Source organism: Mycobacterium sp. IDUB_39 (assembly GCF_055419205.1).
In genome coordinates this window covers 67,393-92,041 of sequence record NZ_JBVAXF010000007.1, presented here as the reverse complement: position 1 = coordinate 92,041, position 24,649 = coordinate 67,393, and the positions used below count along the sequence as shown (strand labels likewise).

Sequence of the window (24,649 nt, the reverse complement as noted above, 5' to 3'; positions counted from 1 at the left end):
CGAAATACGACGGTCGGGTAGTAATACTCATCCGCCGGTGACCGCCTGCTGACACGATGACGGCATGACCGAACCGGATCAGGCCATCATCGGCCGGCTTTCTGCGGACTTCGCCGTGATGGCGAGTTACATGGCGCGCGCCTCCGCCGACCTCCGCGAGCTGTCCCGCATCGTCGCCGAGCGGCCGCATGCCGTCGTGGCGCCCGCTGCTCCGGCCGCGCAGGCTCCGGCCCCGCAGGCTCCGGCCACGCCCGTCACCGGGTACGGCCCGCAGTACCAGTGGCCGAATCCGGCCTGGGGGACTGCCCCCGCACCCGCGCCCGCACCCGCGCCCGCATCCGTCGCCAGACCCGCAAGGAAGCCGGGGTCGGAGGGCTGGATCGGCAAGGCCCTCGCCGTCGCGGGTGTCGCGGTGACGTTGGTCGGCGTGGTCCTGCTGGTCGTGCTCGCCGCGCAGGCCGGCATCCTCGCCCCCGGCATCCGAGTCGGGGCGGGCGCCGCGCTCTCGGCGGCCCTGGTGGGTATCGGCTGGCGTCTGAATCGACGACCCGGCGGACGGGTGGGCGCAATCGCGTTGGCGGCCACCGGTATTGCCGCGGCCTACATCGACGTCATCGCGGTGACCACCATCTACGGCTGGGTGCCCGCGGCGGCGGGTTTGGCACTCGCCGCGGTCGTCGCCGCAGCAGGACTCACCCTCGCCCGCCGATGGGACTCCGAACATCTGGGGTTGCTGGTCCTGGTGCCTCTCATCGGTCTCGCTCCGGCGGTGGCAGGCGGAATCACGCTGCTCGTGGTCGGTTTCATGTTGGCTCTGTCCGCCGCATCACTTCCCGTGCAGTTGGGCAGGGACTGGATCGGACTGCACGCGGCTCGCATCGCGGCAGCCACCCTCCCGCTCCTGGTCGCGCTGGTGTCGGTGAGTTCCGATGCCAGCGAGGTGGCGTGGCTGGCCGGCGCCTGCGGTATCGCGACCATTCTCGCCCTCGTCGGTGCGCTTCTTCTGCTGCCGCACAGCCGCCATCCCGTCGGCATGGCGCTGTTGACCGCGGCGGGAACGCTTCCGGTGCTGGCTCTTTCGTTGGCTGCCGATCGCGTGACCTCCGCCGTGATGGCGGCGGCGCTGTCCGCCGCGATGCTCGGCATCGTCGTCGTCGGTGATCGACTGCCCGCTGTGACGGGCGCGGTCCGCCAGATCTGGGGTGCGCTGGCTGCCGTCGCGGCCCTCATCGCCGTGACGGTGGCCTTCGACGGGCCGGTCGCCGCGCCCGTGCTGTTGGCCATGGCGGTCGTCGTTGCGGTCGTGGGCCGCCGCAGCGTCGCGGCGCGGTGGTCGGCCATGGGGTTCGCCGCGATCGGCACCCTCTACTACCTCGACAACGCATCGATCGCCACGCTGTTCACCGCGACCGCACTGGACGCGCCGATCGCGGTGTCGACGCTCGTCTCCAGCATCCTGTTGGCCGCCTGTGCCGCGGTGGTCACGTGGTCATGGACGGCCCGCGGTGGCCTCGACGACGACGTCGTCCGCATCCTGTGGGCCGGGGCTGCCTTTGCGGCGCTGTATGCGGTCACGATGTTCACCGTCACCGCCGGGGTGTTGTTCGGCGGGGAAGAGTACGGATTCTTCGCCGGCCACGTCGCGGCGACGATCTGCTGGATCGGCGTCGCGGCGGCGGTCCTGTGGTACGCGGTCAGGCTGCCGCGGACCGAGCGCTCATTGCCCATCGGTGGCGGCATGGCCCTGGTCGCCGCGGCCGTGGCCAAGCTCTTTCTGTTCGACCTCGGCACGCTCGACGGAATCTTCCGCGTCATCGTGTTCATCGTCGTCGGTCTGGTACTGCTCGGCATGGGAGCGGGCTACGCCCGACTGCTGGCCCAGCAGGATCAGCAGGACCAGGCGGTGTGAGGGTGCTCACCGCGTGAAGGTGAATGATCTTGTGTCGCTCCGCCGTTGAACAGTTTGAAGCCGTTGAACCCACTGGACGACGAACGGAGAACGACATGACTGACAACCTGCGCCGCGCCGATGCCGATATCGCGGGCTTCCAGGCCTCGCCGACGTTGAGCGCCAACCTCCAACGGGTGCTGGTGGACTTGATCGAACTGCACTTGCAGGGCAAGCAGGCGCACTGGAATGTGGTCGGAAGCAACTTCCGCGACCTTCACCTGCAACTTGACGAGCTGGTGGACTTCGCGCGCACCGGTAGCGACACCATCGCCGAGCGGCTGCGTGCACTCGACGCGATTCCGGACGGTCGTTCGGACACCGTTGCGGCGACGACGTCGCTACCCGGATTCCCGGCCTATGAGGTGAGCACCACCGAGGCGGTGGATCTGGTGACGTCTCGCGTGTACGCCGCGGTGGACACGCTGCGTGCCGTGCACGACGAGGTCGACGCCGAGGATCCGAGCACTGCGGACATCCTTCACCAGCTGATCGACGGTCTGGAGAAGCTCGCGTGGTTGCTCAAGTCGGAGAACCGCAAGATCTAGCCCTGACGTCGGCCGGTCAGGTACCAGGTGTGCATTAGCCCCTTGCCCTTGACGTCGACGTCGCCGCGCTCATCGAACGTGAAGTGTTCGCGTAGTCGCTCGTAGACGTCCTGAGGCACCTGTATCCGGCCCTCGACGTCGGTGGACTCCATGCGAGATGCCACATTGACCGCGTCACCCCACACGTCGTAGAAGAACTTGCGCGCGCCGACGACACCGGCCACGACCGGCCCCGCGGCGAGGCCGATGCGCAGCGGGACGGCGCGGCCCTGCGAGTCGGTCAGGCCGGACACCGTATCCGCCATGTCCAGCGCGAGCCGGGCCAGCGCAGCGAGGTGGTCGGGGCGCTCCACGGGCACACCACTGACCACCATGTACGAGTCGCCGCTGGTCTTGACCTTCTCCAACCCGTGGCGGTCGACCAGTGCGTCGAACTCGGTGTAGAGATCGTCGAGGAAGCGGACCAGTTCGGTGGGGCTGATATCGCTGGCCAGCCTCGTGTAGCCCGCGATATCGGCGAAGAGGATCGCCGCGTCCTGGTATTTGTCGGCAATGACGTCGCGGCCTGGCTGCTTGAGGCGCTCGGCGATGGTGACGGGCAGGATGTTGGCCAGCAGTGACTCGGAGCGCTGATACTCGATTTCCATCGCGCGCTCGGCGCGACTGATCTCTCGCAGCGCGTACCAGACCGTGGCGATGACGAGTACCCATGCCGCCACGGTGTTGAGCACGAAGCCCGTGCGGAACGCCCAGTCGGGCTGGGTTCCGGTGTTGCGCGGCACCTGAAGCTCCAGGATCACCACGGTCACCGCACCGAGGATCGCGAAGCCAAGGGCCAGCCTGATGTGGTCTACCCCGAGGATCAGGATGACGATCGCCGCCGCGCCCACGTAGTAGAAGTTCAGGCCGATACCGGTGCCGATGTAGATCGACGACAGGGTGATCGATGTGTAGGCGACAACGATGAACACGACTGGCGGGACAAGCCGGCCGAACCGGTACAGCTTGGGTGTCAGCAGGAACACCACCGCGGTGGCGAGGTTGGAGTAGGCGAGCCACAACCCCTCGCGTGAGACGAAGAACTGCTGGACGCCGAACACGAAGGAGACGACCGCCGCGATCCGTGTCGTCACGGCCAACACCCGCATCTCGCGGGCGGCGCTCTCGGCCTGATGTCCGGTGCGACCCCCCTCCGACCATCCGAACTCCGGCGACGACACGCACGCCGGACGCCGCCGCGTCGGCGGCGGCGTCTCATGTGGAGGCTCGCCAGCGTCCGTGATCGCCACGTGACGAGCGTAGCTCCCGGGGTAAACGGCGCTTGCTGAATCTATTGGCAGTCGGATAAATATCTGCTGGCTCATCGAGCCCCGATCGCGGGTACCTAACGTGACTTATTGGCTGTAGCCATTCGGAGCTGATGTGGCGCAGGGCGGGACGTCCGCCGACGGGGGCGCATTGTGCTGGCACAACCCGCTTGAAGTGCATGTTTGCCACGCGTCACGGCCATCTGGCCGGCGGTTGCGCGATGTGTCTTACCGAAAGCGCGATTTTGCCAGTTCTGCACGGCCGGGTCTGTTTTCCTCCGTGGAGGCCTTTGGTCGGCGGCGTGTCAGCAATTGCAGAACGGGAGTTCCGATCAATAGCTGTGCACGTTTGCTGTCCAATGAGTAAATTCAGGCGACCGCTTGGCGGCGACGATCGAATCTCGCAGAACTGCATTGAGGAGCAACCGAGGTGACCGACCCGCGAAGGCCAAGCCGTCCTCCTCCGCGAAGACCATTGGCCCCGTGCGGCGTCCGCCCGGAATCGGATTCGGGATCAGACGAGTAGGTTCACCGCACGACAACGGGACCGCGGACGGGTCGCGGCTCCTGAGGGGCCCGCGGTTGCGGTGCAATGCGTTTGCTGTTGACCGCTTGGTCGATTTTGAAGCACGCTGTCGGGACGAACTGGAACGCGTGCCAATCCCAACCGTTTCGGTGCCGTCAATTGCTGTAGCGACACGTCGCTGATCGGTTTTCCGGGGATGGCAGTCGCCGGAATGGATATATGGGATTTGAGCTGGGATTATTCTCGCCTTTCCAGATGCCTCGCCCGCCTTGTCGCGGTAGCTGAGCATTGCTGAAACTTCGCCACCATCGACCATTCACGGTGCGTTCAGCGGCGTGCTGAACATGGTCAAATCAAACCTTTTCCCTGTTTTGTTATTGATTAGACATATTTGCTGACAGGGCGGTAAATTCTGCGTACCGATCGACGACGGTGACGGTGTTCAACAGTGCGACGCAGGGAGAAGTCTCAATGGCCAAGATGAGGGGGCGGCTGCTCCGTCAGATCGCTACTCGCGGAGTGATCGCCGTATTGCCCGTGGCGATGGTGACCGCGTACGCCAGCGGCCTGTTCATCGAGCCGCCCAGACTCGTCGAGGCCGAGTACCAGACGGTCGCGGAGATCTCGACGACGCCGAACACGATCGGCGTTGCCACCTCGCCGCTGTACGGGCAGACCAAGGCGGAGATCGAGCAGCAACTCGACGACCTGCTCTCGATCGGCGTTACTACCATCCGGGTGTTCGTGCCGTGGGGTTTGGTCGAGCCACTCGACAATGTCTACAACTGGTCGCATATCGACGACATCATGAGTGCCGCCGCAGCACGCAACATGGGCGTGATGGCCCAGGTGAATGCGACGCCAATCTGGGGCGGGGCCAATGGACCCGGTTTCCCGATCGGTTCGGGCGCGCCTAACGTGGCTGCCTTCACCGACTTCATGGGTGTGCTCGCCACCAGGTACGGACCCACCGTCTCCGCGTACGAGATCTGGAACGAGCCGAACTACTACCAGTTCTTCAACCCGATCAGTCCCGAGGCCTACACCGAGCTGCTCAAGTCGGTGTACCCGGTCCTCAAGGAGTTGGACCCCACGGCAACCATCGTTGCCGGCGCTGTTGGCGCCACCCAGACGTTCCCCGGGCTCACGATGAGCCCGGTCGAGTTCGTGCAGCGGATGCTCGCCGCGGGAGCCGCCGACTTCTTCGACGCGCTGTCGGTCCACCCCTACGGTGACCAGATCCCGTTCTCGGGCTCGTGCCCCAGCTGCCCGCCGGGCATCCTGACGCCGCGTCAGCAGGTCGAGGCGATCATGGGAATGCTCGCCGGCAAGAAGGTGTGGATCACCGAGTACGGGCTCCCGACCGCCCCTGGCGGATTCACCGAGGCCCAGCAGGCCGCCTGGATCAAGGATCTCCTCGATACCTGGCAGACCTACGATCCGGCCCTGGTTGGGCCCATCTTCCTCTACACGATTCGCGACGCGCTCAACCCGCAGGACCCGGCCAGCCTGGAGAACTTCTACGGGCTCTGGAATGCGCTCGGCGTGGAGAAGGCCTCGGTCGACATGCTGCGCGACTGGATCATCGCGCACCCCCAGATTCCGGGACCGGGAAATCCCGGGACGGGGACGCCGCCTAATCCGGTGGCTCAGATCATCGCCGCGATTCAGCAGGCCGTTCAAGCCGTCGTTCAAACCGTCGTCTCGGTGGTGCGAGCGGTCGTTGAGACAGCCGTGAACTTGGTCCGGACGGTCGTCCAGGCCGTGGTCAACACGGTCTCCGGCCTGATTGGAATCCTGCAGCCACCGGCGGCGGCAGCCACCACGTTGGTGAGCGATGTCGAGGCTCCGGACGCGGCCATGCGAACGGCGTCGCTCGTAGCCGAGTTCGAGGCTGCGGCGTCCAAGGTCGCGGTTGAGGGCGAAGTAGTCGAGGATGCAGTCACCGAGGGTGCGGAGGTTGTCCCCGCGGAGGCACTCACGCCCGCAGTCGAACTGGTAACCGAGGCGGTCGAGCCAGTGGTGGTCGAGCCGGTGGTGGTTGAGCCGGTCATCGTGGAGCCCGTTCTGGTCGAGCCGGTCGTGGTCGAGCCCGTGGTCGTCGAACCGGTTGTGGAGGCACCGGCGGAGACGCCGACTGAGGTCGAGGCATCGCCGGAGCCGGCAGCCGAGGCATCGCCGGCCCCGTCGGAGTCGACACCGGCTGAATCGGATGACGACAGCGCGGCCAAGCCGTCGCCCGACTCGTCCAGCGACTCGGCTACCAAGCCGGCTACCGACTCGACCAAGCCGGACTCGGCCAAGCCGGACTCGACCAAGCCGGACTCGGCCAAGCCGGACTCGGCCAAGCCGTCCAAGAAGCCCGAGGGCTCGACAGCGGCGTCGACGAAGTCCGGGTCGGCCAGCGCGGCGAAGGCCGACGACAAGCCGGCCAAGTCAACCGACAAGGGCAGCGCCAAGCGGGAGACCGTTTCCGTGACTGTCGGGGCAGGCAAGTCCTCGGGCACCGCATCGGCGGGCTCGTCCTCGGACGCCTCCTCCGGTGGCTCGGACGACTGACTGAGGGGTATGTACCGCCGCGATTCCCGACACGATTCGGGGTCGCGGCGGTACTGCGCTATGGGGGGTGTCTGCTTGTCGTCTGAATGGGGAAAGGCCTAAGCGGCAGCGTCATTCAGTGAATACGTGGCGTCATTGATGACGTTCTGAACCGCCCCAGTCGGGCGGAAATGCTGGCCTGATCTGTCGATGCGTGGTGCCCTCGGTGAGATTCGAACTCACACTGTACGGGTTTTGAATCCGTTTCCTCTGCCAGTTGGGATACGAGGGCCTCAGCTGGTGCGGACTCCTACCTTAGAGGATGCCCGAGGAGGCCCGTCACGCCCCCGAGGTCGCTGATTTGGCCAAGTCACGGAACAATGGCGGGATGACCGGGTCACCGTCGGACGCCGACAAGCCGCGCCGTGTTCTCATCGCCGAGGATGAGGCGCTCATTCGCCTCGATCTCGCGGAGATGTTGCGCGAGGAGGGATACGACGTCGTGGGTGAGGCGGGGGATGGTCAGGAGGCCGTCGATCTGGCGGAGAGCCTGCGGCCCGACCTGGTGATCATGGACGTCAAGATGCCCCGACGCGACGGTATCGACGCGGCCGCTGAGATCGCGAGCAAGCGCATCGCCCCCATCGTGGTGCTGACGGCGTTCTCGCAACGCGAGTTGGTCGAGCGTGCCCGAGACGCCGGCGCGATGGCATATCTGGTGAAGCCGTTCTCGATCACCGATCTGATTCCGGCGATCGAGCTGGCCTTGAGCCGGTTCGGTGAGATCAGTGCGCTCGAACAGGAAGTCGCGACGCTGTCGGACCGCCTGGAGACACGCAAGTTGGTCGAGCGGGCCAAGGGTGTGCTCCAGCAGAAGCAGGGGATGACCGAACCCGAGTCGTTCAAGTGGATTCAGCGGGCCGCGATGGATCGCCGCACGACGATGAAGCGGGTCGCCGAAGTGGTCCTCGAGACGTTGGATCCAGCGCCCGACGCGTAACGACTGCGTTTCATGACACGGCGTTTCGGCCGTTAGTTCGATTTTTGCGCGCGTCGCATTCCTCAACACCACGCACTGGGGCCATGGGTTGGTTATGTTGCTACCCGAAGCACCAGCGCCTCGGCCGATCCGGTCGTGGTGACGATGGGGATGACAACTCTGACTCGGAGGTGGGACGTGCGCAGTCGCGTGGCACGTAGTGCATTTGCTCTCGGGAGCGCGGGCTTGGTCGTGTTGGCTGCCGCCGGCTGCAACCAGTCCTCTCCGGAGGAGAGCGCGTCGCAGTCCAACCTGAGGATCGTCGAGCAGGTGCAGATCGACGAGAACGGCGCCGAGGTGAAGCCGGCGGAGGGAACCACCCCCGCCGACCCGAGGGGCGACGGGAAGGCGACATGCCCACCACTGTCCATCGCGATGGCAGGCGCTCTCAACGGGCCGGATGCCGCTCTGGGCATCAACATCGTCAACGGTGTGCAGTTGGCCATCGACCAGCACAATGAGGCGAACCCGGGCTGCCAGGTCCAGTTGAAGAAGTTCGACACCGAGGGTGACCCGCAGAAGGCGACGGCGATCGCCCCGCAGATCGTCGACGACCAGTACACGATTGGTCTCGTCGGCCCGGCGTTCTCGGGTGAGACCAAGGCCACCGGAACCGTCTTCGACCAGGCCGGCCTGGTGGCGGCGACGGCGTCGGCGACCAACCCCACGCTGAGCGAGAACGGCTGGCGGACCTTCTTCCGCGGCCTGGCCAACGACGCTGTGCAGGGCCCGTCGGTCGCCAACTATCTGAAGAACACGCTGGGTCTGAAGAAGATCTGCGTTGTCGACGACAGCACCGACTACGGCCTCGGTCTGGCCACCGCGGTGCGCGAGACACTCGGCCCGGTGGCCGACGCGACGTGCAACATCTCGGTCAAGAAGGGCGACAAGGACTTCTCCGCCGCGGTGACGCAGGTCAAGGGTGCCAACCCGGACGCACTGTTCTTCGGCGGCTACTACGCGGAGGCGGCGCCACTGGTCCAGCAGCTGAGGGACGGCGGGGTGACGGCAACGTTCGTCAGCGCCGACGGCTCCAAGGATCAGCAGTTCGTCGATCAGGCAGGCGAGTCCGCGAAGGACGCCCTGCTGTCCTGCCCGTGCGGTCCGGCCTCCGGGACGTTCGCCGAGGAGTACAAGAAGAAGTTCAACGCCGACCCCGGCACCTACAGCACTGAGGGATACGACCTCGGCACGATTCTGGTGAAGGGCATCGACTCCGGTGCGATCACCCGCCCGGCGCTGCTCGACTTCGTCCGCAACTACAACGGTCAGGGCGTGGCCCGCAACTACCAGTGGACACCCACCGGGGAGCTCACGACCAACCTGATCTGGATGTTCAAGGTTCAGTAGAGATTCGACGACGAGACGCGTCCGGGACACCCCAGTCCCGGACGCGTTCTCGTTGAAGTAGCCGCGTACTCGTCGCAAGGAGCCGCCCCAGGATGCCGACCGATTGCATGGGTCAGTACGTCTGCACCGCAGCCAACATCAACTTCAACGTCGATAACCTGCTGAACGGCTTCTGGCAGTTCACGATCGACGGGTTGGCGTGGGGAGCCATCTACGCCCTTGTCGCGGTCGGATACACGCTGGTCTTCGGTGTCCTGCGGCTGATCAACTTCGCGCACTCCGAGATCTTCATGCTCGGAATGTTCGGCGCGTACTTCTGCCTCGACGTCATTCTCGGTTTCACGCCCAGCGGCAACGCCTACAACAAGGGCATCGCACTGACCGTCCTGTATCTCGGCATCGCCATGCTCTTCGCCATGCTGGTGTCCGGTTCTGCGGCAGTGGGTCTCGAGTTCGTCGCCTACCGTCCCCTGCGAAAACGCAACGCGCGTCCACTGACCTTCCTCATCACCGCCATCGGAATGTCATTCGTGCTGCAGGAATTCGTGCACTTCATCCTGCCGCACCTGATCGACGGCTACGGCGGGTCGAACGCTCAACAGCCAATCGTCCTGGTGCAGCCCAAGACCCAGTTCACGATCTTCGGGGCCTCGGTGTCCAACGTCACGATCGTGATCGTCGTCTCCGCGCTCGTGCTGGCGCTGCTCACCGACATGGCGCTCAACCGCACCAAGTTCGGCCGCGGCATCCGCGCCGTCGCACAGGATCCGACGACCGCGACGCTGATGGGTGTGTCCCGCGAGCGAATCATCATGACCACCTTCCTTATCGGTGGCCTCCTCGCCGGCGCCGCCGCATTGCTCTACACGTTGAAGGTGCCGCAGGGGATCATCTACTCCGGTGGCTTCCTGCTGGGCATCAAGGCCTTCTCGGCCGCCGTGTTGGGTGGCATCGGCAACCTGCGTGGCGCGCTGCTCGGCGGGTTGCTGCTCGGCATCATGGAGAACTACGGGCAGGCGGTGTTCGGCACCCAGTGGCGCGACGTCGTCGCCTTCGTCCTGCTGGTCCTGGTGCTATTGATCCGACCGACCGGCATACTCGGCGAGAGTCTCGGGAAGGCGAGAGCATGAGCCGACACAGCGAGAAGGACTCGGAATCACCGAGCGGCCTGACCAAGAACCTCCTCGCGCCGGGTGACGGTCTGCGGCAGTGGTGGGCGGGTCTAAGCCGGGTGCAGAAATGGGGCTTCGGTGTCATCGGCTTCGGCCTGCTGGCACTGCTGCCGCTCTACACCCCTGGATTCCTGGACACGCCCGGTATCAGCTTCGGCGGCACGATGGCCCAGTTCTCCATGATCGCGATCATCGCGATCGGATTGAACGTGGTGGTCGGCCAGACGGGTCTGCTGGACCTCGGCTACGTCGGCTTCTATGCCGTTGGCGCCTACACCGTCGCGCTGCTCACCAGCCCGGACAGCCCGTGGAACATCATGGGGCTCGGCGGGTTCTTCAGCTCAGACTGGGCATGGCTGTCGTGCGTGCCGCTGGCGATGGCGGTCACCGCGCTCGCCGGGCTCATCCTCGGCACGCCGACACTGCGTCTACGCGGTGATTACCTGGCCATCGTGACGCTCGGGTTCGGCGAGATCATCCGGCTGCTCGCCGACAACCTGTCCGACATCACCAACGGTCCCCGCGGACTCAACCAGATCGCGTATCCGCGGCTGGGGGAGAAGGAGGGCCTGCCCGAGGGTGTGTTCTCCAACGGGAACTCGGCCGGTGACGCCAATTACGGCACCTGGTGGTTCTGGCTGGGGCTGGTCCTGATGGTCGGGATTCTGCTGTTGGTCGGCAACCTGGAACGCAGCCGGGTCGGACGTGCCTGGGTGGCGATCCGCGAAGACGAGGACGCCGCAGAGGTGATGGGCGTCAACACCTTCCGGTTCAAACTGTGGGCATTCGTGATCGGTGCGGCCATCGGCGGACTATCCGGTGCGCTCTACGCCGGGCAGGTGCAGTACGTCGCACCGCCGACGTTCAACATCATCAACTCGATGCTGTTCCTGTGCGCGGTGGTGCTCGGTGGGCAGGGCAACAAACTGGGTGTCATCTTCGGAGCGTTCATCATCGTCTACCTGCCGAACCGCCTACTGGGAGTGGAGTTCCTCGGGGTCAACCTGGGCGACCTGAAGTACCTGTTCTTCGGGCTGGCGCTCGTGGTGCTGATGATCTTCCGTCCACAGGGCCTGTTCCCGGTGCGACAGCAGTTGTTGGCCTACGGCAAGTCCGCGAAGAACCTGTTGCGCAATGCCGATGAGTCGAAGGCGGCAGCGTGATGGGCCAGCGAGAAGCGAAGCGGGATCGCGCATGACAGACGAACCGTTGATCGACGAGGAACTCGCGGCGCTGCATCGCGACGTCCAGGTGGCCGAGGGTGAGACGCTGCTGGCGACCAAGGATCTCACCGTGAAGTTCGGCGGTCTGACTGCGTTGGACTCGGTGACATTCGACATTAAGCGCGGCGAGATCCTCGGGCTGATCGGTCCGAACGGGGCGGGCAAGACGACCTGCTTCAACGCCATCACCGGGGTGTACCGACCCACCTCGGGAGTCGTCACCTTCGACGGCGCGCCGCTCGGCAAGATCAAGCGACACAAGATCACTCGACGCGGCATCGCCAGAACCTTCCAGAACATCCGCCTGTGGGGCGAGATGACGGCCTTGGAGAACGTCGTCGTGGGCACCGACGCCCGGCACAAGACCTCGGTGCCGGGTGCCCTGGTCCGCACGCCGCGGCACCGGCGCGAGGAGCGCGACGCCATCGAGCGCGCCGCGGCGCTGCTTCAGTTCGTGGGTATCGCGCACCGTGGCGAGGAGAAGGCCAAGAACCTGCCCTATGGGGATCAGCGGCGGCTGGAGATCGCGAGGGCACTGGCCACCGAGCCGAAGCTGTTGTGCCTCGACGAGCCCGCCGCTGGCTTCAACCCGAGCGAGAAATCCGCACTCATCGAGTTGATCCAGGCCATCCGCGACGACGGATACACGGTGTTGCTCATCGAGCACGACATGCGGCTGGTCATGGGCGTCACCGACCGCATCGTGGTGTTGGAGTTCGGCCGCAAGATCGCCGATGGGCTGCCCGCCGACATCCGCGAGAATCCCGCGGTGATCGCCGCCTACCTGGGAGTGCCCGATGACGAACTCGCCTGAGACGCCAGGGGCCTCCGACCTGGATCCTCGGCCCGTTCTGCTCGAAGTGCGCGATGCGGTCGTGCACTACGGCAGAATCCAGGCGCTACACGGGGTCTCGCTGATCGTCCGCGAGGGTGAGCTGGTCACGCTGCTCGGCTCCAACGGTGCGGGCAAGACCACGATGATGCGCGCGATCTCCGGCCTGCGCCCGCTGACGTCGGGCTCGGTGTGGTTCGACGGGCAGGACATCTCCAAGGTCAAGGCGCATCGTCGGGTCACCGAAGGTCTGATCCAGGCGCCCGAGGGGCGTGGCATCTTCCCGGGTATGACGGTGGTCGAGAATATCGAGATGGGTTGCTACGGACGCAAGTTCGCGAGCCGGTCCGAGCACCGCGAGCGGATCGACTGGGTCTTCGAGACCTTCCCGCGGCTCGCGGAGCGGCGCAGCCAGGTCGGCGGAACGTTGTCCGGTGGTGAGCAGCAGATGCTGGCGATCGGACGAGCGTTGATGGCCCGGCCGCGGGTGCTGCTGCTGGATGAGCCGTCGATGGGCTTGGCGCCCATGGTGATCTCACAGATCTTCAAGATCATCTCCGAGATCAACTCGCAGGGCACCACAGTCCTGCTGGTCGAACAGAACGCCCAGCAGGCGCTGACTCGGTCCGACCGCGCCTACATCCTCGAGACCGGACGCGTCACCCGCGAGGGCGTCGCGCGAGAACTGTTGAAGGACGACAGCATTCGCGCCGCCTATCTCGGCGTCGCCTAGCAACTCCCGAGCGCCGAACGTGAAGTCGATGGTCAAATCTCGCGCGAGAATCGACATCTAGTTCACGTTCGGCCGTCACGGGGTCAGGTGACCCGGAAGCGTTTCACCCGCGCGGTGGCACCGGACACCAACTCCAGCCGGCTGCGCGGAACCCCCAGATGCGCGGCGAGCAGTCTGGTGACGGCGTCGTTGGCCTTACCGTCCACGGCGCGCTCCGGCACATAGATGGTCAACTCGCCGTCGTCGCCGACCTCGACCAGCGGGCCCTTGCGGCTGCCGGGCTTGACGCGGACGGTGATCATCCAGAGCCGAACGTGAAACTAGCGGGCGACGATCACCGATGACCCGTGGCCGAAGAGTCCCTGGTTGGCGGTGACGCCGACCGTGGCACCCTCGACCTGACGGCCGGTGGCCTGACCCTTCAACTGCCAGGTGAGTTCGCAGACCTGCGCGATCGCCTGCGCCGGGATCGCCTCGCCGAAGCAGGCCAGACCGCCCGACGGGTTCACCGGCACACGTCCGCCGATCGTTGTTGCGCCACTGCGTAGCAGCTGCTCGGCCTCACCCCTCGCACAGAGGCCGAGATGCTCGTACCAGTCCAGTTCCAGTGCCGTCGACAGGTCGTACACCTCGGCGAGGCTGACGTCCTCGGGTCCGATACCGGCCTCCGCGTAGGCGGCGTCCAGGATCTGATCCTTGAAGACACGCTCCGGTCCCGGCACCACCGCGGTGGAGTCGGTGGCGATATCGGGCAACTCGGGCAGATGCTGCGGGTAGCGCGGTGTCACCGTGCTGACCGCGCGCACCGACGGCACGCCCTCGAGCGAGCCCAGGTGCTTACGGGCGAAGTCGGCGCTGGCCACGATCAGCGCAGCCGCCCCGTCGGAGGTGGCGCAGATGTCGAGCTGCCGCAACGGGTCGGAGACCACCGGGCTGGCCAGCACGTCCGCGATCGCGGATTCCTTGCGGTAGCGGGCATTCGGGTTCTGCAGGCCGTGGCGAGAGTTCTTGACCTTCACCTGGGCGAAGTCCTCGGCCGTCGCGCCGTACAGATCCATCCGGCGGCGGGCCAGCAGTGCGAAGTAGACGGGGTTCATCGCGCCGATGAGATGGAAGCGCTGCCAGTCCGGATCGTTCTTGCGCTCCCCACCCACGGGTGCGAACGCCCCCTTGGGGGTCGTGTCGGCACCGATCACCAGGGCGACGTCGCAGAATCCGGCGAGGATCTGGGCGCGGGCGCTCTGCAGCGCCTGCGATCCGCTCGCGCAGGCGGCGTAGCTCGAGCTGACCGGGACGCCGTTCCAGCCCAGCTTCTGCGCGAACGTCGAGCCGGCGATGAAGCCGGGATACCCGTTGCGGATGGTGTCGGCGCCGGCCACGTACTGAATCTGGCGCCAGTCCAGGCCGGCCTCGGACAGCGCGGAGCGGGCGGCGACGACGCCGTACTCGGTGAAGTCGCGGCCCCACTTGCCCCAGGGGTGCATGCCGGCGCCAAGGATGTAGAGGGGTTCTGGAGCACTCATGCGATCCTCCATGCGTAGACGCTCCGCACGAAGCCGTCCTCGTCGGTGTAGAGCGGCATGGTCGTCAGTTCCATCTCCATACCGACCTTGAGGTCAGCGGCGAGGGTGCCATCGACGACCTTGCCCAGGATGATCAGACCCTCGTCGGCCAGTTCCACCGCGGCGATGGCGAACGGCTCGAAGGGATCCTTGGCCGGATAGGGCGAGGGCGGGGGATACCGGTTCTCGGTATAGCTCCACACCTTGCCGCGCCGCGACAGCGGGACCTGGTCGAGTTCGTCGCCGTCGCACGCCGGGTTGGGGCAGTTGTTGGCCCGCGGCGGGAAGACATAGGTCGCGCACTGAGTGCACTTCCCAGCGATGAGGTGGGTGTCTCCGGCGTCGTCGGTGGCGAACCACCCGTCGATGGCCGGTAGTTGCGACGCGGCGTCAGTAGCTCCTGGCACGAGTGCAGACTACGCGATCAAGGCGCCCGAACTGAAACGTGTTGCAGTTTCATCGGGCGGCCACGTCGAGCAGGATCCGCACCAGGTCGTCCGGATTGTCTCGCATCAGGTCATGCCTGCCGTCCAGCTCGTGGCAGTTCCAGCGGGGATCGTCACGTACCCGGTCGTAGGACTGGCGCATCGGGGATTCGCCCGGCCAGTCCAGCGCGTAGACGAAGTCACGCCGCCGAAACCGGTTCAGGTCCCCGGAGAGGCGCAGTGGCTGCATGACGGTCGCCAGTGGATGTGACGTCGCGCGGTCGTCGAAGAACGGCATCGGCGGCACGCCGAAGCCGGTGTCGTCGACCTCCGTGTACCACTGCCGTTCCTCGTCGTTGACCACGTCCCAGCACGATTCCCCGTCGTACGGGACGATGGCGTCGAGGAACACCAGGGAGTCCACCCGCTCAGCGATGCGATCGGCGACCCCGGTGATGACCATGCCGCCGTAACTGTGTCCGACGAGGACGAGACCGTCGCCTGCCGCCGTGTCGCAGGCGATCGCGGCGAGCACGTCGGTGATGTGCGTGTCGAGGTTGACCCCGCCCGGCAGCAGGTGCGCTCGTTCGGCCACGCCGGTCTGGGTGATCGCGAGAACGTGGTGCCCGGCCTCGCGCAACGACGCCGCGAGATCGTCGAAGCACCATGCGCCGTGGCACATTCCGGGGACGAGGACGAATGTGGTCACGATCGCGTGCTCCCTGCGGTGTCGTTGCGGTACTTGGTGGTGACGCGCGCCAGATCCTCTGGCTTGTGCGACGCCCCGGCGCCGTGCATCTCGCGGTTGGCCCTCACGACGTCGGAAGTCTCGGCGCGGCGCTGCTGCTCATAGGTCCGCAGTCCGGCGACACCGTGTGCGGACAGCTCGTCAGCCAGCACCCGGGCATCCACGATGGCCTGCGAACCGCCGTTGGCGCCGACCGGATACATCGGATGGGCGGCGTCGCCGAGGAGGGTGACCCGACCGCGGCCCCAGTGCGGCAACACATCCTTGTCCACCATCGGATAGCTGAATATCTGGTCGGTGTTGCCGATCAACTCGGTCGAATCGAGCCAGTCGAGTGACCAGCCCGAGAGGTGGCCGACGACGTCGCCCGCGGCCGCGGGCGCGTTCCACTCGGCGCGGCCGGCCAGCGGTCCCGGCGCGGAGGTGGGCACCTGCACCACCCAGTTCACCAGGTCGCCGCCGATAGGATAGGCAATGACGTCAACTCCGTTGGCGCACTTGATGATCACCATGGTGTGGCCGTCGAGGAAGGGTGGCATCCGGCTCGCGCCGCGGTACATCGTGATCCCCGACGACATCAGAGGGTCCGCTTCGCGGTGCAGTGCGGTTCGCACTACCGATCCGATCCCATCGGCGCCGACGAGCACGGCACCGGAGACGGGTCCGGCCACGGTGTCCACGCGGACGTCGTCGACGGTCTGTGTGAAACCGGTGACGGCGGCGCCGGTCTGCACGGCGCCTGCGCCGAGGCGGTCACGCACCGCGTCGAGCAGCAGCATCTGCAGTCGTCCGCGGTGCACGGACAGTTGCGGATACGCGTCGCCTGCGGCAAGGCCGCGGGGTTCGCGGAACAGCAGGTCCCCACCCGCCGAGTAGAAGCAGATGGACGACGGCGCGACCGCGATCTCGGCGAGGGCGTCGCCGAGGCCGAGCGTGCTGAGTTCGCGAACGGCATGCGGCAGCAGGTTGATACCGACACCCATCGCGCGCAGCACTCGGGCGCTCTCCAGTATCCGGGCATCGACGCCTCTGGCACGCAACGTGAGCGCTGCGGTGAGGCCGCCGATGCCGGCACCGACGATCAAGACTTCGGATTCCATGTCTCCAGGGTTGCGGCCCGCAAGCTATAAGTCCAAGACGATCTGGGTACGCAAACTATTGTGATTGGTTATGGAACTGCGTCAGTTGGAGTACTTCGTCGCGGTGGTCGAGGAGGCGAACTTCACCCGCGCAGCGGCCCGGGTCCACGTCGCCCAGCCGGCCGTGAGCGCTCAGATCGCACGCTTGGAGCGCGAACTCGGTCACCGACTGCTGGACCGCACTCGCCGCGAGACGCGATTGACGGCCGCGGGCAGGGCGATGCTCCCGCACGCCCGTGCGGCACTGAACGCTGTCTCGGCCGCCCGTGCCGCTGTCGACGACCTGTCGCAGTTGATAACCGGGAGTGTCACGCTCGGCACCGTCACGTCGCACAACGTCGACCTCCCGACGCTCCTGGCCGACTATCACCTGGCGCACCCGGGTGTGGAGATGAGGTTGCGCACCGACGACTCGGACACCCTTATCGAGGGCCTGCGCCGCGGCGACCTCGATGCGGCGATCATCTCCGTCGTCACTGACGACGTGCCGCCGGGACTTGCCGTCGAGGTGGTGACCGACGAGGCGATCGACGCTGCCGTCGGTCCCGGTGATCCTTGGTGGGGCCGCGACGAGGTCACAGTTGCCGCGCTGGCCGAACGCCGACTCGTTGCGTTGCCCAGGGGCACGGGAATCAGGGCCACGTTCGAAGCGGCATGCGCCGCCGCGGGCGTCACGGCTCATGTCGCCTTCGAGGCGAGTTCTCCCACTGATCTCGCGGCGTTGGCCGAGCGGGGACTGGGGGTGGCGATACTCCCGGAGTCGGTGTCACGGACGCGTGCCGGCCTGTGCGCGATCGCCATCACTCCAACGCTCCGTGGGCGGCTGGTGTTCGCCTGGCGGACGGCGGGCCCTATGAGTCCCGCGGCGCGCGTCCTCGTCGACATGGCCCGCGACCTGCTCCGGTGAGCGTCGTCGACACAGGGGAGTGCTGCACCCTCGGCGGTGTCGGGACGGGTGCATAAGGTTAGGGCCGTGAGCCCCGCCAAGACCGCGTCGCAGAACGCCGCCCCCAACTCTGTCGACAACAAGCCCACGCTGATGCTGCTGGACGGGAACTCGCTGGCCTTCCGCGCGTTCTACGCGCTGCCCGCGGAGAACTTCAAAACCCAGGGCGGGCTGACCACCAACGCGGTGTACGGCTTCACTGCCATGCTGATCAACCTGCTGCGCGACGAGCAGCCCACCCACATCGCGGCTGCCTTCGACGTGTCGCGGCAGACGTTCCGCAAGGAGAAGTACCCCGAGTACAAGGAGGGCCGGTCCGCCACGCCCGATGAGTTCCGCGGGCAGATCGACATCACCAAGGAGGTGCTGGGGGCGCTCGGCATCACCGCGATGGCCGAGGCGGGCTTCGAGGCCGACGACCTCATCGCGACGCTGGCCACCCAGGCCGAGCAGGAGGGCTACCGCGTTCTGGTGGTCACCGGCGACCGCGACGCGCTGCAACTCGTCAGTGACGACGTCACCGTGCTGTACCCGCGCAAGGGCGTGAGTGAGCTGACCCGGTTCACCCCCGAGGCCGTCGTCGAGAAGTACGGACTGACGCCGCGGCAGTACCCGGACTTCGCCGCGCTACGTGGCGACCCAAGCGACAACCTGCCCGGCATCCCGGGGGTGGGGGAGAAGACGGCCGCGAAGTGGATCGTCGAGTACGGCTCGCTGCAGGCTCTCGTCGACCAGGTCGACACCGTCAAGGGCAAGGTCGGAGAGTCCTTGCGCGCCAACCTGTCCCACGTCATCCTGAACCGTGAGTTGACCGATCTGGTCAAGGATGTGCCGCTCGCGCAGACCCCCGACACGCTGCGCATGCAGCCGTGGAACCGGGATCGGATCCACCAGCTCTTCGACGACCTGGAGTTCCGCGTCCTGCGTGATCGTCTCTTCGAGACGCTGGCCTCGGCCGATCCCGAGGTCGAACTCGGCTTCGACGTCCGCGGCGGCGTCCTGGAGCCCGGGCAGCTCGCGGCCTGGCTCTCGGAGCACAGCCTCGGCAACCGGTTCGGGCTCGCCGTGGTCGGCACACATGTGGCCTTCGACGGCGACGCCACCGCGCTGGCCATCGTGTCGGCCGACGGTGAGGGGTGCTATCTCGACACCACCTCTCTCAACCCCGACGACGAGGCGGCGCTGGCGTCTTGGCTGTCTGACCCCGGGCCGCCCAAGGCACTGCACGAGGCCAAGCTCGCCATCCACGACCTGGCCGGCCGGGGCTGGAACCTCCGCGGCGTCACCTCCGACACCGCGCTGGCGGCCTACCTGGTGCGGCCGGGTCAGCGCAGCTTCGCGCTCGACGACCTCGCGGTCCGCTATCTGCGGCGTGAGTTGCGTGCGGAGAACCCTGAGCAGCAACAACTCTCGTTGCTCGATGACGCCGACGGCGTCGACGACCAGGCGGTGCAGACGCTGCTGCTGCGGGCGTCGGCCGTGGCGGACCTTGCCAATGCGCTCGACGAGGAGTTGGCCCGCATCGACTCCTCGGCACTGCTCGGGCAGATGGAACTGCCGGTGCAGCGCGTGCTGGCCGAGTTGGAGCACACGGGTATCGCAGTCGACCTGAAACTGCTCGGCGAGCTGCAGAGCCAGTTCGCCGAACAGATCCGCGACGCCGCCGATGCGGCGTACTCGGTGATCGGCAAGCAGATCAACCTCGGCTCGCCCAAGCAGCTGCAGGTGGTGCTGTTCGACGAGCTCCAGATGCCCAAGACCAAGAAGACCAAGACCGGCTACACCACCGATGCCGATGCGCTGCAAGGGCTCTTCGACAAGACCGAGCACCCGTTCCTGCAGCACCTGCTTGCCCATCGGGACGCCACCCGGCTGAAGGTCACCGTGGACGGCTTGCTGAACTCGGTGGCCTCCGACGGACGGATCCACACCACCTTCAATCAGACGATCGCGGCCACCGGCCGCCTCTCGTCCACCGAGCCCAACCTGCAGAACATCCCGATCCGCACCGAGGCCGGCAGGCAGATCCGCAACGGTTTCGTGGTGGGTGAGGGCTACGCGGAGCTGATGACCGCGGACTACAGCCAGATCGAGATGCGGATCATGGCCCACCTGTCCGGTGACGAGGGTCTGATCGAGGCGTTCAACACCGGCGAGGACCTGCATTCGTTCGTCGCCTCGCGTGCCTTCGGCGTGCCGATCGACGAGGTCACCGCCGAACTGCGCCGCCGCGTCAAGGCCATGTCCTACGGCCTGGCGTACGGGCTGAGCGCGTACGGCCTGGCATCGCAGCTGAAGATCTCCACCGAAGAGGCCAAGGTTCAGATGGATGCCTACTTCTCGCGGTTCGGTGGCGTGCGCGACTACCTGCAATCGGTCGTCGACCAGGCGCGTAAGGACGGCTACACCTCCACGGTGCTGGGCCGCCGGCGCTATCTGCCCGAACTCGACAGCAGCAACCGCAACGTGCGCGAGGCCGCCGAACGCGCCGCCCTCAACGCGCCGATCCAGGGCAGCGCCGCCGACATCATCAAGGTCGCGATGATCAACGTCGACGCCGCGATCAAGGACGCCGGCCTCGCCTCACGCACGCTGCTGCAGGTGCACGACGAGCTGCTGTTCGAGGTCGCCGACGGTGAGCGGGACGCGCTGGAGGCAATCGTCCGCGACAAGATGGGCGGGGCCTACCCGCTGTCGGTGCCCCTCGAGGTATCGGTCGGCTACGGACGCAGCTGGGACGCCGCCGCGCACTGACCGGCATCACTCACTAATGGCAGGCCACCACGGCCGATGGTCTGTGCCGTCGGCAGGAAGGACGACGACGTGCCTGATCACCCCTTCGATGACGCCCTCGAGCTCACACCCACGGAGCCGGGCCGGGTCGCGGGGCGGACCAGGCCTGCCTGGGCCAACATGGTCGGCCCCTTCGGCGGGCTGACCGCGGCATTGCTGCTGCGTGCCGCCGAGAACCAACCCGACCGGATCGGGGAGCCGGTCGCGCTCACGGTCAACTTCACCGCACCCGTGGCGGATGGCGACTTCGACATCGCGTGCAAGGTCGTGCGGACCAACCGGACCAATCAGCACTGGCTCATGGAGCTCTGGCAGGACGGCGAAATCAAGACCAACGCCACCGCGGTCTTCGGCGTTCGGCGCGACACCTGGTCCGACACCGAACTCGATCCACTGACAGTGCCTGGGCCGGACGGGCTCACGTCCAGCGGTCTGCCCGATCCGATCGTGTGGGCGCGCAACTACGAGACGCGCTTTGCCGAGGGAGCGATCCCCGAATCCGAGGCGGGCCCGTCGCCGTCGTCCACGACCACGCTGTGGGCGCGCGATCGGCAGGGTCGAGGGTGGGACCACGCGTCGCTCGCGGCGATCAGTGACATCTTCTACCCCCGCGTGTTCCTGCGCCGGGGAGCCTTCCTGCCGGCCGGGACCATCTCGCTGACGACCTACTTCCACGCCGATGGAGACGACCTCGCCGCGCTGAACGGAGACTTCGTGCTGGGCCGTGCCAAGGCCAACAGGTTCTCCCGCGGCTTCTTCGACCAATCAGCGGAGATCTGGAGCAGGGGTGTCGAACTCCTGGCCACCAGCCACCAGCTGGTCTACTTCAAGGACTGACTAGGTGACGCGGTAGCTGGCCAGCCACTTCAGTGTCGGTGCGCCCGCGCGCGCCTCGTGCACGGCGTAGGCCTCCTCGTTGAGCAGCGCCTGCACGCGGGCGTCGCCGAAGCCGCGGTCGATCCGGTCACGCACGAACGCCAGCTCGACGACCTGGCTCGCGAACCGTTTAACGCCCTTGGCTGCGGGCTTTCCGCCGTGGCGTCTGGCCTCGTGGATGGCGAGCTTGCGGTTGCGGATCGATCCCAGCCAGCTCGCCTCGTTCTCGGTGATCAGTCCCGCCGCCACCATGCCGGGCAGTTTCTCGGCCACGATGCGCTGCTCCCTGCGTCGACTCCCGACGCCCAGGATGATGGCCAGCACGAAGATCGGCACCATCCACAGCAGGTAGACGCCGAAGTAGGCCTCGGGCCCGACCACCGACGACCCGTTCCACAGCCCGTGCATGACCACCGCGCCGGCATAGCCGAGGGCTATGCAGCCCATCTTGGCCAGCGGGTTGCGTCGCTGCAGCGCGAAGTACACGCCGATGCCGAACATCGTGGTGAACAGGGGGTGCGCGAACGGCGCCATGATGAGGCGCATCGCGGCGGTGAGCAGCGTCTCGCCCAGCGAGCCGCCGCTGGAGATGTAGAGGATGTCCTCGAGCCACGCGAAGCCCGCCGCGGTGATGCCGGCGTAGACCAGGCAGTCGGTCAGCGAGTTCATCTCGTTGCGTCGGCGGCCGGTCATCATGATCAGCAGGAACAGGCCCTTGGCGGCCTCCTCGACGATGGGTGCGCCGACCGCCACGGACATGAAGCTGACGCTCGCGGTTTCGACGGCACCCCCGCTGACCAGGGATTCGAACCACAGGCTCAGCACTATCGACAGGATCACCGCGACCGTCGCGCCCCACAGGAACGCCAGCACCAGCAGTCGCGGCGGCTCCGGCTCCCACCTGTCCAGCCACAGGTAGGCGAGGATGACGACGGCCATCGCCAGGCTGGACAACACGAAGCCGATGGCCGTTCCGACGGGGTTGACGGCGGTGAGCCCGATGACGATCAAACCCGCGATGAGGCCGAGCAGGATGATGGTGCCGATCGGAGCCCCAACCTTGCGGATCCGCCTCGGCAGAACCCGGGCTATCGGGGGCGTCGCAGGGTTGTGCACCTCAGCAGGGTAGCGGGGCTGGGAGACCGGGTTTGTCCAGCGTGTACCCAGTCGAGTAGTCTCTACGGGTACTCGCTGTGCGTTATCGCGAGCGCGAAGTTCCACAATAGGCGTCCGCATCGCTTTCGCGGTAGCCAATGAAACAACATCCATCAGTCCCTACGAGCAAACCTGTCCGGAGCAACCCACCAAATGCCAAGTCCCTCCGTCACCTCGCCGCAAGTAGCCGTCAACGACATCGGCTCGGCCGAGGATTTTCTCGCCGCCATCGACAAGACCATCAAGTACTTCAACGATGGCGACATCGTCGAAGGGACGATTGTCAAGGTTGACCGCGACGAAGTCCTACTCGACATCGGTTACAAGACCGAAGGCGTCATCCCCTCCCGTGAGCTCTCCATCAAGCACGACGTCGACCCCTCAGAGGTTGTGTCCGTCGGCGATGAGATCGAGGCTCTGGTTCTCACCAAGGAGGACAAGGAAGGCCGCCTGATCCTGTCCAAGAAGCGCGCTCAGTACGAGCGGGCCTGGGGCACGATCGAAGAGCTCAAGGAGAAGGACGAGGCCGTCAAGGGCACCGTCATCGAGGTCGTCAAGGGCGGCCTGATCCTCGACATCGGCCTGCGCGGCTTCCTGCCCGCGTCGTTGGTGGAGATGCGTCGCGTCCGTGATCTGCAGCCGTACATCGGCAAGGAGATCGAGGCCAAGATCATCGAGCTCGACAAGAACCGCAACAACGTGGTGCTGAGCCGCCGCGCCTGGCTGGAGCAGACCCAGTCCGAGGTGCGCAGCGAGTTCCTCAACCAGCTGCAGAAGGGTGCCGTCCGCAAGGGCGTCGTGTCCTCGATCGTCAACTTCGGCGCCTTCGTCGATCTCGGCGGCGTCGACGGCCTGGTGCACGTCTCCGAGCTGTCCTGGAAGCACATCGACCACCCGTCCGAGGTCGTCAACGTGGGCGACGAGGTCACCGTCGAGGTGCTCGACGTCGACATGGACCGCGAGCGGGTTTCGTTGTCGCTCAAGGCCACTCAGGAAGATCCGTGGCGCCACTTCGCCCGCACCCACGCGATCGGTCAGATCGTTCCGGGCAAGGTCACCAAGCTGGTGCCGTTCGGTGCGTTCGTCCGCGTCGAGGAGGGCATCGAGGGCCTGGTGCACATCTCGGAGCTGTCCGAGCGCCACGTCGAGGTCCCGGACCAGGTGGTCCAGGTCGGCGACGACGCGATGGTCAAGGTCATCGACATCGACCTGGAGCGTCGCCGGATCTCGCTGAGCCTCAAGCAGGCCAACGAGGACTACACCGAGGAGTTCGACCCCTCGAAGTACGGCATGGCCGACAGCTACGACGAGCAGGGGAACTACATCTTCCCCGAGGGCTTCGACGCCGACACGAACGAGTGGCTCGAGGGCTTCGAGAAGCAGCGTGACGAGTGGGAGGCCCGGTACGCCGAGGCCGAGCGCCGCCACAAGATGCACACCGCGCAGATGGAGAAGTTCGCCGCTGCCGATGCGGAGGCCGCCAGCCGGCCGGCCACCGCGAACGGCTCGTCGACCTCGTCGTCGTCCAGCTCGCCCGAGTCCTCCACCGGAGGCACCCTGGCCAGCGATGCGCAGCTCGCTGCTCTGCGGGAGAAGCTCGCAGGCAACGCGTAACAACTCGCACGACGGACGCCCCGGCTCAGTTCGAGCCGGGGCGTTTGTCGTTTCCGGAGATGGTCGACGTGAAGAAGGTTTCGACTCCGGGCCGATTTCTCGACATCTTCTTCACGTTCGCCGCGGTGTCACGTGCGCATATGGCTTTTTGACAATCATTTTCATTAGTTGGTTG

At 66.3% G+C, this 24,649-nt stretch carries 20 protein-coding genes and 1 tRNA gene; 13 read left to right on the top strand and 8 right to left on the bottom strand.

Translation table 11 applies throughout. The features are described 5' to 3' along the window. The first annotated feature begins 64 nt into the window (after positions 1–64). Positions 65–1,909, top strand: a complete 1,845-nt coding sequence (locus tag ACZY0X_RS24845; protein ID WP_463774224.1) for a DUF2339 domain-containing protein — start codon at positions 65–67, stop codon at positions 1,907–1,909. Positions 1,910–2,004: 95 nt separating this feature from the next. Beyond that, complete coding sequence (locus tag ACZY0X_RS24840; protein ID WP_463774222.1) at positions 2,005–2,496, top strand: Dps family protein; 492 nt, start codon at positions 2,005–2,007, stop codon at positions 2,494–2,496. Here ACZY0X_RS24840 and ACZY0X_RS24835 read toward each other — a convergent pair. Then, the gene (locus ACZY0X_RS24835; protein ID WP_463774221.1) at positions 2,493–3,785 is read right to left on the bottom strand and encodes an adenylate/guanylate cyclase domain-containing protein; all 1,293 of its coding nucleotides are present in this window, start codon (positions 3,783–3,785) and stop codon (positions 2,493–2,495) included. The genes ACZY0X_RS24840 and ACZY0X_RS24835 overlap by 4 nt on opposite strands. 1,015 nt (positions 3,786–4,800) lie before the next feature. Here ACZY0X_RS24835 and ACZY0X_RS24830 point away from each other — a divergent pair. Further along, a complete protein-coding gene (locus ACZY0X_RS24830; RefSeq protein WP_463774219.1) occupies positions 4,801–6,888 on the top strand; it encodes a cellulase family glycosylhydrolase in 2,088 nt (695 codons plus the stop codon). 194 nt (positions 6,889–7,082) lie between these two features. Here ACZY0X_RS24830 and ACZY0X_RS24825 read toward each other — a convergent pair. Beyond that, a tRNA-Leu gene (locus ACZY0X_RS24825) sits at positions 7,083–7,159 on the bottom strand. Positions 7,160–7,255: 96 nt separating this feature from the next. On the opposite strand from ACZY0X_RS24825, the gene ACZY0X_RS24820 reads away from it, so the two are divergent. The 6 genes from ACZY0X_RS24820 to ACZY0X_RS24795 all read left to right on the top strand — a co-directional run bounded on the left by ACZY0X_RS24820 (position 7,256) and on the right by ACZY0X_RS24795 (position 13,216). Further along, a complete protein-coding gene (locus ACZY0X_RS24820) occupies positions 7,256–7,867 on the top strand; it encodes an ANTAR domain-containing response regulator (RefSeq protein ID WP_241404947.1) in 612 nt (203 codons plus the stop codon). A 177-nt stretch (positions 7,868–8,044) separates the two neighbouring features. Beyond that, complete coding sequence (locus tag ACZY0X_RS24815; RefSeq protein ID WP_463774217.1) at positions 8,045–9,256, top strand: branched-chain amino acid ABC transporter substrate-binding protein; 1,212 nt, start codon at positions 8,045–8,047, stop codon at positions 9,254–9,256. A gap of 92 nt (positions 9,257–9,348) precedes the next feature. Further along, a complete protein-coding gene (locus ACZY0X_RS24810) occupies positions 9,349–10,386 on the top strand; it encodes a branched-chain amino acid ABC transporter permease (RefSeq protein WP_463774215.1) in 1,038 nt (345 codons plus the stop codon). After that, on the top strand, positions 10,383–11,591 hold the full coding sequence (locus ACZY0X_RS24805) for a branched-chain amino acid ABC transporter permease (RefSeq protein ID WP_463774214.1): 1,209 nt from the start codon (positions 10,383–10,385) through the stop codon (positions 11,589–11,591). The genes ACZY0X_RS24810 and ACZY0X_RS24805 overlap by 4 nt, the downstream gene beginning before the upstream one ends. Positions 11,592–11,622: 31 nt before the next feature. After that, entirely contained in the window at positions 11,623–12,465 is an 843-nt protein-coding gene (locus ACZY0X_RS24800; protein WP_463774213.1) for an ABC transporter ATP-binding protein, read from the top strand. After that, positions 12,449–13,216, top strand: coding sequence for an ABC transporter ATP-binding protein (locus tag ACZY0X_RS24795; RefSeq protein WP_463774211.1), 768 nt, complete (start codon positions 12,449–12,451; stop codon positions 13,214–13,216). The genes ACZY0X_RS24800 and ACZY0X_RS24795 overlap by 17 nt, the downstream gene beginning before the upstream one ends. An 83-nt stretch (positions 13,217–13,299) precedes the next feature. Here ACZY0X_RS24795 and ACZY0X_RS24790 read toward each other — a convergent pair whose 3' ends face one another. Genes ACZY0X_RS24790 through ACZY0X_RS24770 form a run of 5 tightly spaced genes read right to left on the bottom strand, consistent with a single transcriptional unit; the run spans position 13,300 to position 17,051 of the window. Further along, positions 13,300–13,518, bottom strand: coding sequence for a DUF167 domain-containing protein (locus tag ACZY0X_RS24790; protein WP_463774209.1), 219 nt, complete (start codon positions 13,516–13,518; stop codon positions 13,300–13,302). Between the two features lie 18 nt (positions 13,519–13,536). Beyond that, the gene (locus tag ACZY0X_RS24785) at positions 13,537–14,751 is read right to left on the bottom strand and encodes a lipid-transfer protein (RefSeq protein WP_463774207.1); all 1,215 of its coding nucleotides are present in this window, start codon (positions 14,749–14,751) and stop codon (positions 13,537–13,539) included. Continuing rightward, entirely contained in the window at positions 14,736–15,185 is a 450-nt protein-coding gene (locus tag ACZY0X_RS24780; protein ID WP_463774206.1) for a Zn-ribbon domain-containing OB-fold protein, read from the bottom strand. Before ACZY0X_RS24780 ends, ACZY0X_RS24785 begins: the two co-directional genes overlap by 16 nt. A 49-nt stretch (positions 15,186–15,234) precedes the next feature. After that, positions 15,235–15,912: an alpha/beta fold hydrolase gene (locus ACZY0X_RS24775; RefSeq protein WP_463774205.1), complete on the bottom strand. Its 678-nt coding sequence runs from the start codon at positions 15,910–15,912 to the stop codon at positions 15,235–15,237. Next, positions 15,909–17,051, bottom strand: coding sequence for an FAD-dependent monooxygenase (locus ACZY0X_RS24770; protein ID WP_463774203.1), 1,143 nt, complete (start codon positions 17,049–17,051; stop codon positions 15,909–15,911). Before ACZY0X_RS24770 ends, ACZY0X_RS24775 begins: the two co-directional genes overlap by 4 nt. Before the next feature lie 70 nt (positions 17,052–17,121). On the opposite strand from ACZY0X_RS24770, the gene ACZY0X_RS24765 reads away from it, so the two are divergent. The 3 genes from ACZY0X_RS24765 (at position 17,122) to ACZY0X_RS24755 (ending at position 21,666) form a co-directional block, all read left to right on the top strand. After that, complete coding sequence (locus ACZY0X_RS24765) at positions 17,122–17,997, top strand: LysR family transcriptional regulator (RefSeq protein WP_463774202.1); 876 nt, start codon at positions 17,122–17,124, stop codon at positions 17,995–17,997. Between the two features lie 132 nt (positions 17,998–18,129). Next, complete coding sequence (gene polA, locus ACZY0X_RS24760) at positions 18,130–20,790, top strand: DNA polymerase I (RefSeq protein WP_463774569.1); 2,661 nt, start codon at positions 18,130–18,132, stop codon at positions 20,788–20,790. 69 nt (positions 20,791–20,859) lie between these two features. Then, entirely contained in the window at positions 20,860–21,666 is an 807-nt protein-coding gene (locus tag ACZY0X_RS24755) for an acyl-CoA thioesterase (protein ID WP_463774201.1), read from the top strand. Here the strand turns inward: ACZY0X_RS24755 and ACZY0X_RS24750 are convergent, their stop codons facing one another. Continuing rightward, positions 21,667–22,872 carry a PrsW family intramembrane metalloprotease gene (locus ACZY0X_RS24750; RefSeq protein ID WP_463774567.1) on the bottom strand — a complete coding sequence of 402 codons (1,206 nt, stop codon included), beginning with the start codon at positions 22,870–22,872 and terminating at the stop codon, positions 21,667–21,669. It abuts the gene before it with no gap. Positions 22,873–23,013: 141 nt separating this feature from the next. Between ACZY0X_RS24750 and rpsA the strand changes: the two genes are divergently transcribed. After that, positions 23,014–24,474: a 30S ribosomal protein S1 gene (rpsA, locus tag ACZY0X_RS24745; protein ID WP_463774200.1), complete on the top strand. Its 1,461-nt coding sequence runs from the start codon at positions 23,014–23,016 to the stop codon at positions 24,472–24,474. The last annotated feature ends 175 nt before the right edge of the window (positions 24,475–24,649 follow it).

Coding starts and splice junctions, on each gene's coding strand:
- ACZY0X_RS24845 (WP_463774224.1), top strand. CDS start 65: ATGACCGAACCGGATCAGGCCATCATCGGCCGGCTTTCTGCGGACTTC.
- ACZY0X_RS24840 (WP_463774222.1), top strand. CDS start 2,005: ATGACTGACAACCTGCGCCGCGCCGATGCCGATATCGCGGGCTTCCAG.
- ACZY0X_RS24830 (WP_463774219.1), top strand. CDS start 4,801: ATGGCCAAGATGAGGGGGCGGCTGCTCCGTCAGATCGCTACTCGCGGA.
- ACZY0X_RS24820 (WP_241404947.1), top strand. CDS start 7,256: ATGACCGGGTCACCGTCGGACGCCGACAAGCCGCGCCGTGTTCTCATC.
- ACZY0X_RS24810 (WP_463774215.1), top strand. CDS start 9,349: ATGCCGACCGATTGCATGGGTCAGTACGTCTGCACCGCAGCCAACATC.
- ACZY0X_RS24805 (WP_463774214.1), top strand. CDS start 10,383: ATGAGCCGACACAGCGAGAAGGACTCGGAATCACCGAGCGGCCTGACC.
- ACZY0X_RS24800 (WP_463774213.1), top strand. CDS start 11,623: ATGACAGACGAACCGTTGATCGACGAGGAACTCGCGGCGCTGCATCGC.
- ACZY0X_RS24795 (WP_463774211.1), top strand. CDS start 12,449: ATGACGAACTCGCCTGAGACGCCAGGGGCCTCCGACCTGGATCCTCGG.
- ACZY0X_RS24790 (WP_463774209.1), bottom strand. CDS start 13,518: ATGATCACCGTCCGCGTCAAGCCCGGCAGCCGCAAGGGCCCGCTGGTC.
- ACZY0X_RS24785 (WP_463774207.1), bottom strand. CDS start 14,751: ATGGAGGATCGCATGAGTGCTCCAGAACCCCTCTACATCCTTGGCGCC.
- ACZY0X_RS24770 (WP_463774203.1), bottom strand. CDS start 17,051: ATGGAATCCGAAGTCTTGATCGTCGGTGCCGGCATCGGCGGCCTCACC.
- ACZY0X_RS24765 (WP_463774202.1), top strand. CDS start 17,122: ATGGAACTGCGTCAGTTGGAGTACTTCGTCGCGGTGGTCGAGGAGGCG.
- polA (WP_463774569.1), top strand. CDS start 18,130: ATGCTGCTGGACGGGAACTCGCTGGCCTTCCGCGCGTTCTACGCGCTG.
- rpsA (WP_463774200.1), top strand. CDS start 23,014: ATGCCAAGTCCCTCCGTCACCTCGCCGCAAGTAGCCGTCAACGACATC.